Here is a 13,162-nt window from a genome sequence, read left to right on the forward strand (position 1 = left end):
TTATCCGGGCAATCCTAGCAAACTTCGGCTTCAGCGACGTCGTTTGAGCAAATAGGCAATGGTTTCTCCTTTCCCCTTCACCTGAAGCTTGCCCCGTTTTTCAAAGACATAGCGATGACGCAACCGTTCATAGGCCTGTTGCGTCACTTGAATACAGCCAGGAACCCCAAGGGACTCCATACGACTGGCCAAATTCACCGTATCGCCCCATAAGTCGTAACTGAACTTATTCAGGCCAATCACCCCCGCCACCACCGGCCCGGTGGCTAACCCCACTCGTAAAATAATCGGTTCCCCACTCTGAACTGAGAAGCGGGCCGCCTCATCCATCATGGCCAGGGCCAACTCAGCGACGGCTTCAGCATTGTTTTCCTGGGGTTCCGGGAGTCCCCCCACGGCCATATAGGCATCCCCAATGGTTTTGATTTTTTCCAGTCCCCGTTCTTGAGTGAGGCGATCGAAGGTGGAGAAAATATCATTGAGAATATGCACCAAATCCGAAGGGGTACAACGGGAACAGAGATGGGTGAAGCCGACGATATCGGCAAACAGCACCGTGACATCCTCAAACCGTTGGGCGATCGCCGCCCCCATCTGTCCATTATCGTGGGCTTGCTGTTTTAACTGCTTAGCGACCGAAGCCGGAAAAATATTCAGTAACAGTCGTTCTGAGCGTTCCTGAGCCATTCGTAGGGCTTCTTCCGTCTGTTTGCGTTCCGTAATATCGCGAGCAAAGGCACAAATATACTGATGGTGATTAAACTCAATCCCATTCACCGTCAAATCTACCGGGAAAATCTCACCATTGCCCCGTTGCAGTCGTGTCTCAAAGGCAAAGGATCGTTGTTGCTGCATACTCTGCCAAAACTCATCCCAGTTAGCCGTGGCAAAATCTGGGGCAATCTCCTGAAACGATCGCCCCAGTAGTTGTTGAGTCTCATAACCCAAGGCCCGAGCCGCCGCTTCATTGGCATAGGCAAACTGTCCCGAGGGGAGAATCCAGAGGACAATATCAGCCGCCGCATCAATGGCGAACTGGGTCAATTGCAGTGCATCCCGAGAGAGTTTACCTTCGCTAATATCCTCAATCAGTACCATAAAGCAGGGAGGCTGAGCCCCGGCCACCTGAATCACCGATAAACCTAAACTAATCCAGAAACTGATCCCCTTCTGATTTCGACAACATACCTCTAATTTGTGGGGCAGGGACTGGCATTGGGCGATCGCGGCTTGAATCTCAGCTTTGGCCTCAGCCAAGGGAGGATCCAACGCATCTTGCAGGGCGATCGCCTCCAAAAAGGCGATCCCTTGTAACTCCTCCTCTTGCCGTTCCAACATCCTCTGTAATGCCGGGTTCGTACGTAAAATTCGTCCCTCTCGATCGAGCAGGGCAATTCCAATCCCCGCTTCCTGAAAAATGGCATTGAGTTGCCGTTGTTGCTCCCGCAAATGTTGTTGAACCGAGAGACATTCCCAAATCTTTAACTGAAGCTCTTGACTATTGTTGCGGGAGCGGACTTTAGCTTGCTCCCAAAGGCGAGAGAGATTTTGAACCATTCCCTCACCGTTAGCGCTCACCCCCAGATCAGCGGTCATCTCCCAACCGTAGAGATTGACCCAGCGACCCGAGGCCAGAGGAACTAACTTAAACTGATAATAGGCCGAGCCGCAAACACAGGTCACCTCCCGAGGTTCTCCAGACCGGCTCACCTCAGCAACGGCCCCTTGTAAAGGAGAGTTGAGGCGATCGCCCAGGCCACAACCCCATACTTGAAGCAACGGCTCACTGGCCGGGTTGCCATAGCAAATCACCCCCTCGCCATTCGTTTGAAGCACGGGAGACGGATTATCCTCGCTAGAGGGCGGCATCCGTGAGCCTAACTCCGGCTGAGAGGGTAGATTTTGGCGTGCGGACTCACCCCCGGAAGTTGTCCAGTGAAAATTGGGCATAGTGGAAATCAAGTAGAGCGGGTGTTATGGCGGTGACACCCGTCATTGAACTGGGCCGCGATCGCCCCAAAACAGTATCAGGATATGCACCTGGATCGTTGCCCTCCTCTACTGTATCCTAGCTGATAAAAACTAACCCAGGTGATCGCCCCAGTCGCTCCCCCAGCCCAGTTCAACCTGGCGGGAACCATCGCTACCACATTCCCGCGCAACCACCTACGTAATTACTGGCAAAAAACTGTTTTTTTTCCTTTCTTTTGGGCGAACTTCGGTAAATTTCAGGAACCCAAAAGAAGGTGAAACGGCTATGCTAGGGCTAGAGAGTTCTGACTTAATCTCAATCCTTTTGTAACGATTATGCCCGCCACCAGGTCGTCCAGAAACGTTTTTGGTGACGAGCAGGGAGCCTAGCTTTATGGAACGCAGCCGCCTACTCGATTGTCAATTCGAGTGTATTATCAGCATTACCTTAACCTTAGCCATCGCCATCCTCACAGTCTGGGGCTATCTTCAGGACAGTTCCCTTTACGTGGAGGTGCGCTCCGATGATGAAACCGCCCTTATAACCGTGGATAGCCCCTAGACTGAATCGGCCTCAGACTTAAACCGTCTGTTCAGCTCCCACCGGACAACTCACATTCGTCCCCCCGAGGCCACAATAGCCATTGGGATTTTTAGCCAGATATTGCTGGTGATACTCTTCTGCGTAATAAAACTCAGGAGCCTCAATGATTTCTGTCGTAATTTCGCCATAGCCAGCCCGTTTCAGTGCCACCTGATAGCGTTGACAAGAGGCTTCAGCGAGTTGCTTCTGTTGGGGAGAATAGACATAAACCCCCGAGCGATACTGGGTACCCACATCATTTCCCTGACGCATTCCCTGAGTAGGGTTGTGACTTTCCCAGAAGCGGCGCAGCAGAGTTTCATAACTAATTTGCGTGGGATCATAGACCACCCGCACCACCTCATTATGTCCAGTTTGACCAGTACAGACCTCTTGGTACGTGGGATTGGGGGTGATGCCTGCTGCGTAGCCCACCGCTGTACTATATACCCCATCAAGTTGCCAAAAACAACGTTCAGCCCCCCAAAAACAGCCTAAACCAAACAAGGCTAACTCCATCCCTTCAGGATAGGGAGGCGTCAGAGGAGTTTTGAGAACAAAATGTCGCTCCGGAACCGGCATAGACTCCTGACGGCCCGGTAGTGCCTCATTGGCATTCGGTAAGGTGAGCTTTTTCTTAAATCCGAAGAACATAGCAGGACATGAAGGAATAAAGAACAGGGAACAGCCAATCGCGATTGTTCCGGTGATATCCACACCGAGATTGTGGAGACTGATTAGCTCGCCTCCCTTGATTCTACAACCGGACAGACCTCATCTACCACCGACGGCCGCGCATCCGTGATGGGCAAGACGGGGGGTAACACCACGTGATGCACGTGAGGAACAAAGCCCAACCATTGCTGAGATAGAGTGGCAAAGCTGTTGGGACAGCCACTGACCCCAAACTGGGTGCTTCCCTGACCGGGGGTGGCTCGTAAGCCCAACAGATCCAACTCCTGGGCGGCGGCTTGGACGACATAGGTGGCTGGGTCGACCAATGTCACCTCTGGGGGCAGAAGTTGACGTAAAACCGGCTCAAGTAGAGGGTAATGGGTGCAGCCATAGACCAACGTATCCATCTTCTGAGCCAGAAGTGGTTCTAGATACTCACGGATGATCTCACGGGTTTGCTGGGTGTGAATCCGATTGCCTTCAATGAGGGGGACAAATTCAGGACAACCCATTTCCCAAACCTCAGCCGAGGGATTCATCTCCAAGATTGCCCGACGATAGGCACCACTTGCGGCCGTGGCTGGAGTGGCAATGACGCCAATGCGTTGTCCAACGCCCACTGCCCCTCGCGCTCCCGGCAAAATTAGCCCCAAAATGGGAAAGTCAAACTCACACCGCACAGCTTCTAGGGCTAAGGCGGAACTGGTGTTACAGGCCACGATCGCCATTTTGACCCGAGACTGAGCCATCCAAAGGAGAATTTCGCGCACAAACTGCAAAATTTCCTGGGGCGATCGCGTCCCGTAAGGCAGACGAGCCGTGTCTCCAAAATAAAGCACCGACTCATCTGGGAGTTGTCGATACATGGCCCGTAGAACGGTCAAACCGCCAACACCGCTATCAAACACTCCGATCGGTTGGTTATGGTTGGTCATAGAATTGTCCAAAAACTGTCCGAAAATCGTTCTGAGACCGACCCCCGCTCTAGGGAGCGGCGGTACGGTGTACCCAGCTATCCCAACGTCCTTAACACTGCGGACCGGGACAATACTGGCGAACATACTGCAAAATACCACGGGCGATCGCCTGGGACAGAACTTCGCGATATTGAGGGTCTGCTAAACGACGAGCATCTTGGGCTCCGGTCACAAAGCCTAACTCCAATAACACCGCCGGCATTCGGGTGTGGCGTAAGACATAGAAGCGAGCCGTGCGCACCCCTCGGTCAGGCCCCCCTGTCGCCTCGATCAAACTCCGGTGTAGCGTCCGCGCTAACTGTTCCCCAGTTTGGAAATAATAGGTTTCAATGCCATTGACATCGGGGCGGCTCATGCTGATGGCATTGGCATGTAAACTCACAAACAAATTGCCATTAACGCGATTGGCTAACTCAACTCGAGCTTCTAGACTCAGGGTTCGATTATCCTCGCGAGTCATGATAACCCGTACCCCTTGTTCTTCGAGTAAATCCCGAATGCGGTGAGACATGGGGTTGACGATATCAATCTCACTCAGTCCCCCAATCCCCACGGCACCGGGGTCACTCCCGCCATGACCTGGATCTAAGACAATTACAATCTGGCTATTGGGGATATTCCCCAAATTTCCCTGGCCCGACAGGTTAGATCCCAGATGGGGAGTGGGTAAGTTGCCTTGAGCTTGGTAGCCGTTGAGTTCCAAGGATAGCAGGCTCGGACTCGGCTGGTTGATCTCGCCAATGGAGACTTGAGGGGCTGGCATCACCCGCACCATCACCGTATTAGCATCTGTTTGTTCTGTGCGAATCCAGGCGATCGCATCACTGTCATTCGTATCGGGCCGTTGAAAATTCCCAGACAGCCGCGCGTTGCGAATTTCAATCTGATAGGCCAGGGTGCTTCGATCCCAATACGACCGCTGATCTAAAGGGCGATCGGCTCGAATTAAGACTCGATTTCCCTCGACGGTGATATCGATCGCCTCAATGGTCGCCACCTCGGATCGCGGTGATTGACTCAGATAAGACTCATCCTCGACTTCTGAAGAGTCCACGGTGACCTTCAGAGATTTCCAGGAATCCGTCGGGTCAACTTCAAGGGCCTTGGCCTCGGGACTTGGGACATCGATTGATTTCGCCTCAGCGATTGGGGCCATTTGAGCCACCATCAAAATACTTGTGAGACTAGATAGCCACCAGTGAACTCTGGGCATATTTCTCCTTGCGGGCTGGACTGCACAACGTGGGCATCATGACAAACAACAGTTGCCCTGATCCCCGTTGTTGGCGAGTCAAAACCAATTGTGTGTGGTGTTGGGCAAACTGCGTTGAAAAATAGCATAAAAAATTCGCCATTGACAGGGCGATCGGGCCAGAACTTCGACGGTTTTCCTCTTTAACCTACGACCAGGGGGGAGTTGTCACCGGATGGTTCATGACCTCTGGGGGAATTGAGATGCAACCCAGTTCAAGATGATGGCGTTAATTTGCGGGGCGGCTTCATCATGGACGCAATGCCCCCCATAGTCTAACTCCTCTAGCTTGAGCTTAGGTTGATGTTGGCCAAACTGCTCCGGCCGAGCGAGTTTTGGGGGAACCATGCGATCGCCCTTCGACCACAGTAACAAGCCAGGGACAGAAACCTCTTGAAGCACCTCGGACATCGGCGGGCAAAAGTCCACTGCACTGGCGGCACGGGCTAAGCGTGACAGGGCCCCCGCTGCACCGGGATCGTAAGCGGGTCTGGAGAAGAGATTGAGTAACTCTTCATCTACAAACTCGGAGTCCTCATAGGCAATTCCGGCCCAAGTCCGTAACCGCTCAGGGGGACGAATCAGCCACAGCAGGGGGGTTAGGAACAATGGCGACGTAAACAGATGTTCTACCGCCCCCACCAAGGGACGTAAGAAGGACGGAAGCAGCGCCCGCCGCAGGGCTGGGTCTGGCAGGGTAATCGTCACATAGCCCTGTGTAGCTTCGGGATAGCGAGCTGCCGTCAGCACCACCACCAGGGAACCAATGGAATGACCCACCCAGACCGCCGGACGACGCACCACCAGGCGCCAAAAATCAAAGACTTGTTCAACCCATAATGGGACGCCGTAGGCTGTCGCGGCCTTAGTACTGTCTCCAAACCCTAACAAATCCAGGGCATAGACGGGATGCTGCTGACTCAGGGGAACCAGATTATGTCGCCAATGGCCAAGGGAGGCGCCAAAGCCATGAATTAAAATCAGTGGTGTTGCCTGAGGCTCAGGGCTAGGAACATAGGTATAGGGAATATTCCAGCCCCGCCAACGCCAATGACGAAGGTCACCCAGGTGGGGAGGAGATGGAAGTAAGGATGGGGAGGTCAAGGTAGGGGTCAGAATGGTAGAGGACTTGGAGTAGTTGGCAAGAGCCAAAATTTTATCTTACGTGTTCCACTGAGGTGTCGGCTGGGGGGTATCAGCGGCTTGAGCTGGCCCGGAGTCCCGTTGTGAATTGAGAATTTCTATTAAATTTGACCCCAATCTAAAGTATTGCGAGTAAAATATCATCAAGTCGGCCCGATCGCGCTGACACCCTCAGCGATCTCTCAGTTCCCCCTTACACCAACACGAACTCACATCTAACCACACTTAAACCCATTACATATGCCTGCAATCGGAAGAAAACGACAACGGGACTTACCCCAAATCAACGAGCGGATTCGTTTCCCCCAAATCCGGGTCATCGCCACGGACGGCGAGCAGTTGGGGATTATGACACCGGCGGATGCGATTACCGTTGCCGAAGAAAAAGACTTGGACTTGGTCTTGGTCAGCGACAAAGCCGATCCCCCGGTTTGTCGGATCATGGACTATGGCAAATACAAGTTTGAGCAGGAGAAGAAAAACAAGGAAGCCAAGAAGAAACAGCACTCTTCCGAACTGAAGGAAGTGAAGATGCGCTATAAGATTGAAGACCATGACTACATGGTCCGCGTCAAGCAGGCACAACGGTTCCTCAAGAGTGGGGACAAGGTTAAAGCCACGGTTATGTTCCGGGGACGGGAGATCCAACATACGGATTTGGCCTACCAACTCCTAGAACGGCTGGCCAAAGACCTCGATGAGATGGCAGAAGTGCAACAACGGCCCAAACGGGAAGGACGCAGCATGATGATGATGCTCGCTCCGAAAAAACAATCTTAAGCTGCGATCTTCTCGATTCTAAATGGTCAAGCAGTTGAGGCCCCCTTCATCTGCGATCGCTCTCATGTCGTCATGGTTCAGGTGGGTCGAGAGGCTACACTGGACAGTAGGTCGTGCGCCCGAACCTTTGGCGAGGGGTAACTGAGGACTCGAAGGAGCCTGAGTCCCTTGGCCGGACTGAGCTGGCCTCTCGCCCAGACTTCAAATTGCCATGGCCCTCGGGCGGCCGGCGACTGCGACTCACTGACATCAGGACGAGCTAGGCTGAATGGAACTAAAAAACTGGCAATTCAACCAAGGGGGCTGGAAACAGCAGGTGTTGCAGTGGCTCAACCTGCGCCCGGAAGATGGGGAGCGAACCCTGCTGATGTTCGCGTTCTATACGGCCACCTCCATCGGACTCTTGTGGCTCGAAGCCGTCACCTACGAACTGTTTTTGGCCCGCTATGGGGCTGAGTCCTTAACAATTATCTACATTGCCGGGGCCGCTATTGGCTCCGGGCTGGGGTTCTTCTACTCCTGGTTGCAAGAGATATTACCCATGAGGAGGGCGATCGTTGTGATTGCCCTCCTCATGGCTACGCCAGCACTTGTGTTTCGCTTTGGTCTGGAAATGCCGCTCCTGTTCGGGCTGACGGTGTTTGCTATGCGGCTGTGGATTGATGGGGCCTATGTCCTCAATGACCTCAATACCTCCATCACCGCCAACCAGCTCTTTAATATTCGGGAAATTAAACGAACCTATCCCATCATCAGCAGCGGTATCCTCCTAGCGGATGTCCTGGGGGGCTTTTCCCTACCCCTGGTCATCGCTAACTTTGGGGTTCGCAATGTGCTGTTTGTGGCCTGTTTTATGTTGCTGGTGGGGGCGTTGCTGCTGCTGTATCTAACGGAAAACTACCGTCAAGCGTTCCCCGATGTGGCCCGGCGCACAGAAGAAGAGGATCGCTCAGACTTTACCACCCGCCGCTTCCAGGGACCGTTGCGCACCTATGTCTGGTTGCTGGTGAGCTTCTTCGTTCTGGTGGAAGCCCTCTATGTTCTGATTGAATTTCAGTTTTTTAGTGAAATTGAACTCTTCTTTCGTGAGTTACAGCTCGAAGCCCAGGCGGGAGAACTGAGCCACAATGCCTCGATTTTTTTAGGACTGTTGGATCTCAATGAGACCTCCAACTTTGATAGCGGAATTGCCCGCTTTCTTGGGCTATTTAACGGCTTTTTGGGAATTTTTGAGTTGATTACTCAATGGTTCGCCTCTAGCCGGGTTGTAGAACGCATGGGGGTCTTCTATGCCGGGGGAATCCTACCGGCTCTAGTGCTGGCTATTGGCGTGTTAGCTCTGACGGGATCGCTGACCAGCGATTTTGAACTCTTTTTTGGGGTCATTGGCATTAAGTTTGTCGATGAGTTGCTGCACTATACCCTAATTGAAGGGACAGGGCCGGTGTTGTTTCAACCCTTGCCAGAGAGCCAGCGCAATGGTTTGCAAGCTCTGGTTAATGGGGTTGCCAAGCCGGTCTCAACGGGGGTTGCGGGGGCGGTGATGTGGCTGGCTATTTGGGGCGGACGACGCTTAGTTGGACCCGAACGCTGGCTAGAATTACAGAGTTCCATTTTTGTCTCCTTAGTGCTACTGGTGGCCTTGGCTTGGATTTTGGCCATCTGGCTGATGCGATCGCGCTATGTCGGCTTGCTCGTCTCAAGTGCGGAACGGGGACGTTTGGGGGTCTCGGATGTAGATTTCCGGGCCCTGAAACGGTCTGTGGTGGAAACTCTGGAAAAACACAAGTCGGATGCGGATAAACGCTCTTGTGTGGAACTGCTCAGTCAAATTGACCCGAAAAACGTCGGGGAAGTGCTGGCGCCCCTGTTGTTGAATTTATCTCCTCCCTTACAACGCCAAAGTTTAGAGGTGATGCTCAACGCACCCAAAACGGAGCATCTGCCCCAAGTGCGGGCCTTGATTGAGCGGCCCCAACCGCCAGAAATTCTTGCCCTGGCCTTGCGCTATATCTGGTTAACTGAAGAAACCCCTGATATGCGACAACTGCGTCCCTATCTGCGGCCGGAAGTCGATCCGGTGGTGCGATCGACGGCGGCTTCACTCATTATGCGCAAGGGGAATCGGGAACAAAAAGCCGAGGCCACCAACGCCCTACGGCGAATGCTCACTCACCAGCAAGAACGAGAACGGGTGATGGGAACTCGCGCCTTGGGTGAGGCGGAGTTTTTACAGGGATTACGCCTTTATGTCCCCAATTTGCTTCAGGATGAGTCTTTGCGGGTGCGCTGTGCCTTATTAGAGGCGATCGCCTCCACAGAATTGGAAGAATACTATCCCTCTCTACTGCGGGGACTCGCCTATAAATCGACCCGCGATGCGGCGATGCACTCACTGGTGCGCTTGGGTAATGATATTCTCCCGCGTCTGGTGGAACTCGGAGAAGATATCCATAAACCGGATTTGGTGCGGATGTACGCTTGGAACACCGTGGGCCAGATCGGTACCCCCGAAGCCCTCAATACCCTCGTCACCCATCTCATGACCACCTGGGCCACCAGTCGCCGTAATATCCTGCGGATTCTCTTAAAAATGCCCGACGAGCAAGGAATTGAGGGGGTTCTCGATCGCCTCGGACGCAGCGGGGTAGAAATTCTGATTGATCAGGAATTGATGTTCTTAGGACAACTCTATGCCGCCCTGGTAGACTTCCAGGGAAGTCGCTCGGCGGATGCCTTGGAGGAACTACATAATGGCAATGGACATCGGGAACTGACGGCGGACTCTGCCCTAGAGTTACTCTGCAACAGCCTAGAGGAGATTCGCAATGACAGTATTGAGCGGTTGTTCTTGTTGATGAGGTTCCTGTATCCCCTCAGTTCAATTCAAGCAGCCGCCTTTAACCTTAAGTCTGGCTCTCGGTCCTATATGGCGCGAGGCTTGGAAATTCTCGATAACACCATTGATATTCCCAGTAAACGGGCCTTACTCAATATCTTGGATCGTCAAGGGGATATGGAAAAATTACAGAGTCTGTCAGACTTGATTGACTATCGCCCCCTTCCTCCCCGAGACCGACTGCGAGTCTTGTTGGAATTACGCTATTTCCTCTCTGACTGGCCCCTGGCCTCCTGTTTCCATGTGGCCCGTCTGGCCCGCTGGAGTTTGGCAGCTGATCAGACTCTGGCTGGGTTACGTCATCCCACAGGGTTTGTTCGAGAGTCGGTTTTAGCCTATTTACAGGTGGCCTCTCCCCGGGCCTTGGTAGAATTGCTACCGAAACTGCAACATGACCCTGATCCTCTCGTGGCAGCTCAAGTCCAGGAGATGATGGTGCAGTTGGGCTTAGCCCCGTCATCTTCAGACTCGGCCACATCACCCCAAGGGCTATAACTTTCTACCCTCGTGTTCTAATTCTCCCATGCTAACCAGTGTTGATCGGTTGTTATTTGTACGAGGTGTTCCTATCTTTAAGGAGTTACGGGACGATTTCCTGGTGCGTCTCGCGTCGGTGATGGATGAATTATCCTTTCCGAGTAATCACACCATTTTTACTGAAGGACAGGAGGGGCGATCGCTCTATATTCTGGTATCGGGGGTAGTCCGCATCCATATCGGCGATACTGAAATCACCAAGTTGCCCCAGGGAGCCTGTTTCGGTGAAATGTCCCTCTTTGACGCCGAACCTCGTTCAGCATCTGTCACCACCTGTGAACCCTGTGAATGTCTGATGCTGACGCAGCAACAACTCTATGATGCGATCGATGAAACCCCTGGCATCGCCATCAACATCATCCGCCTCCTCTCTCGCCGAACTCGGGAGTTAAACCAAAAGGTGAATAAGCAGGATCCCTAGTCCATCGATCCAGTACCATTTTCGATTAACCTGGGGGGTGGATTTCATGTTAAGGCCCTGATTATGACCCGCTCTCGTTTTGATTCTCTGGCCCCAGTCGATTGCCATCCCTTGCGAGGTGTCATCTTTGATATGGATGGTGTTTTGACCGATACCATCGAGTTTCACTATCAAACCTGGCAACGACTGGCAGATGAGGAGGGGATTCCCTTTAGTCGTCAAGCCAACGAGGCGTTACGGGGTCTATCACGCCGGGACTCGCTGTTACGGATCTTGCAGGGCCGGGTTTTGCCGGAAGCGACAATCCAGGAACTCCTCGAACGCAAAAATCGCTATTTCCGCAGTTTCATTGAAACGATGACGGCGGACTATCTGTTGCCGGGGGTGCAAGTGTTTTTAAAGGATTTACGGGAGGCAGGGATTAAGACGGCGGTGGCTTCTGCCAGCCAAAATGTCTATATCGTCATTGAAAAGTTAGGCATTGCCTCAGACATTGACGTGATTACCAATGTCTATGATGTCGATCGCCCCAAACCCGCCCCCGATGTCTTTCTCTACGCGGCCCAACAGTTAGGGTTAGGCCCCGAAGATTGCGTTGTGTTCGAGGATGCTGAGTCTGGGGTAGAAGCGGCCCGGGCCGCCCAGATGCGGGTGATTGGTTTGGGAGACGCGGCCCAGGTGGGGGCAGCGGACTGGGTGCTACCTGGGTTAGAGGGGGTTCGCTGGCATCATATCCAAGCCAAGTTAAACCCCGGAGTCTAGGGCATATTCTTGGAGAATTTCCAGAGGAATCGTCTCTAAGACTTGTTCATGGGTAGCCGCGAGGACAATGGGTGGGGCCACCCCAGCACGAATCGCCTCCTGCCAGCGAGAGGCACAGAGACACCAGCGATCGCCCGGTTTCAAACCCGGAAACTGATAGGCCGGCACAGGGGTACTCAAATCGTTGCCCCGTTGTTGGGTATACGCCAGAAACGCCTCAGTCACCTGGGCACAGACGGTATGACTCCCAAAGTCCTGAGGGCCAGTATTACAGAACCCATCTCGATAGAATCCAGTGCGGGGTGACGAACAACACAGTTCTAACCGTTGTCCTAAGACGTTCTGGGCCGGCTTACGGGTGGGTGTTTGGCTCATCGGTAAATCGATAATTAGTGGACACTTCAAAATAGATAGTTAAAAAACTGTTTTTATTGCCTGAGAAGCATTGAAAGGCTTATTGTTGTACTCTTTGATGTGCTTAAAATGACAGCCATCTAAGCCAGGGTGAGGCAGATCGCTGGCCACCCCCAAGAGAATTATGGCAAATTCCGGTCAAGGAAAGCAAAACCCCCCTGTTCCCTGTTCCCCCCCCCTCCCTTAAATTGCGATAGCCTAGAGAAAACACAGACCGTAGGAGGAATCAAGATGGCATCAACACCCCTAACAGATATAGATTTACTCAATTGTGCCCAAGCCAATGCCAAAGAAGGTTTAGAGTCCGCAGCACAACACTGTGGCTATGGCGAGGATTCCTCGCGCTTTATGGCAGCATTACAAGAAGCGGCTCAAAATAAGGGAATTACCCTGAAGAACTTCAGTGATCTCCTGAATTTTGACGATTTACAACCGTCGTCTGGAGAAGCCATTGCCCCAGAGAGTCCTGGAAATCTTTAATCGATCTCTGAGATGATCTCCCAGGGGGACATTCCCTAGAGGAGATCGCCCCAAGCTGTCCTGGCTCGGGAATTTCAGCCTTAAGATAGAGGCAGAATGGGGGGGGATTAGCGATACCATGAATGTAGCGAGATCCACTGATCCCCGTTAGAATAGGGGGTACGTTAATAAACTCCTGCTCTCATTGGCGATCGCTATTCGACATCGCCGGCACGTTTGACACGAGTTGACTCTGACGAGTCGCCCTATAAATCCCCCAAATAAAAAA

The 13,162-nt window shown here is 52.8% G+C and carries 12 protein-coding genes; 6 read left to right on the forward strand and 6 right to left on the reverse strand.

The features are described from left to right. Positions 1-30: 30 nt before the first annotated feature. Positions 31-1,950, reverse strand: a complete 1,920-nt coding sequence (locus tag NEA10_RS18470) for an adenylate/guanylate cyclase domain-containing protein (RefSeq protein ID WP_252662804.1) — start codon at positions 1,948-1,950, stop codon at positions 31-33. Between the two features lie 415 nt (positions 1,951-2,365). Between NEA10_RS18470 and NEA10_RS18475 the strand changes: the two genes are divergently transcribed. Next, complete coding sequence (locus NEA10_RS18475; RefSeq protein WP_252662805.1) at positions 2,366-2,533, forward strand: hypothetical protein; 168 nt, start codon at positions 2,366-2,368, stop codon at positions 2,531-2,533. Positions 2,534-2,551: 18 nt separating this feature from the next. Here NEA10_RS18475 and msrA read toward each other — a convergent pair whose 3' ends face one another. From msrA to NEA10_RS18495, 4 genes are all read right to left on the reverse strand, one after another. Further along, on the reverse strand, positions 2,552-3,208 hold the full coding sequence (gene msrA / locus NEA10_RS18480; protein WP_252662806.1) for a peptide-methionine (S)-S-oxide reductase MsrA: 657 nt from the start codon (positions 3,206-3,208) through the stop codon (positions 2,552-2,554). An 83-nt stretch (positions 3,209-3,291) separates the two neighbouring features. After that, a complete protein-coding gene (gene murI / locus NEA10_RS18485; RefSeq protein ID WP_252662807.1) occupies positions 3,292-4,164 on the reverse strand; it encodes a glutamate racemase in 873 nt (290 codons plus the stop codon). 91 nt (positions 4,165-4,255) lie between these two features. Continuing rightward, positions 4,256-5,419, reverse strand: coding sequence for an N-acetylmuramoyl-L-alanine amidase family protein (locus tag NEA10_RS18490; RefSeq protein WP_252662808.1), 1,164 nt, complete (start codon positions 5,417-5,419; stop codon positions 4,256-4,258). Between the two features lie 219 nt (positions 5,420-5,638). Further along, positions 5,639-6,610 (reverse strand): alpha/beta fold hydrolase, encoded by a 972-nt coding sequence (locus tag NEA10_RS18495; protein WP_252662809.1) that lies wholly within the window; start codon positions 6,608-6,610, stop codon positions 5,639-5,641. A 231-nt stretch (positions 6,611-6,841) separates the two neighbouring features. Between NEA10_RS18495 and infC the strand changes: the two genes are divergently transcribed. The 4 genes from infC (at position 6,842) to pgmB (ending at position 12,000) form a co-directional block, all read left to right on the forward strand. After that, the gene (infC, locus tag NEA10_RS18500; protein WP_252662810.1) at positions 6,842-7,381 is read left to right on the forward strand and encodes a translation initiation factor IF-3; all 540 of its coding nucleotides are present in this window, start codon (positions 6,842-6,844) and stop codon (positions 7,379-7,381) included. Positions 7,382-7,649: 268 nt separating this feature from the next. Then, entirely contained in the window at positions 7,650-10,775 is a 3,126-nt protein-coding gene (locus NEA10_RS18505) for an MFS transporter (RefSeq protein ID WP_252662811.1), read from the forward strand. A 28-nt stretch (positions 10,776-10,803) separates the two neighbouring features. After that, entirely contained in the window at positions 10,804-11,238 is a 435-nt protein-coding gene (locus NEA10_RS18510) for a Crp/Fnr family transcriptional regulator (protein WP_252662812.1), read from the forward strand. Positions 11,239-11,301: 63 nt separating this feature from the next. Beyond that, the gene (gene pgmB, locus NEA10_RS18515) at positions 11,302-12,000 is read left to right on the forward strand and encodes a beta-phosphoglucomutase (protein WP_252662813.1); all 699 of its coding nucleotides are present in this window, start codon (positions 11,302-11,304) and stop codon (positions 11,998-12,000) included. On the opposite strand, the gene NEA10_RS18520 is transcribed toward pgmB, so the two are convergent. Next, the gene (locus tag NEA10_RS18520; protein ID WP_252662814.1) at positions 11,983-12,375 is read right to left on the reverse strand and encodes a DUF2237 family protein; all 393 of its coding nucleotides are present in this window, start codon (positions 12,373-12,375) and stop codon (positions 11,983-11,985) included. The genes pgmB and NEA10_RS18520 overlap by 18 nt on opposite strands. 270 nt (positions 12,376-12,645) lie before the next feature. Between NEA10_RS18520 and NEA10_RS18525 the strand changes: the two genes are divergently transcribed. Continuing rightward, the gene (locus NEA10_RS18525; RefSeq protein ID WP_252662815.1) at positions 12,646-12,894 is read left to right on the forward strand and encodes a hypothetical protein; all 249 of its coding nucleotides are present in this window, start codon (positions 12,646-12,648) and stop codon (positions 12,892-12,894) included. Positions 12,895-13,162 lie beyond the last annotated feature (268 nt).

Origin of the sequence: Phormidium yuhuli AB48, from assembly GCF_023983615.1 — a bacterium.
Lineage (GTDB): Bacteria > Cyanobacteriota > Cyanobacteriia > Cyanobacteriales > Geitlerinemataceae > Sodalinema > Sodalinema yuhuli.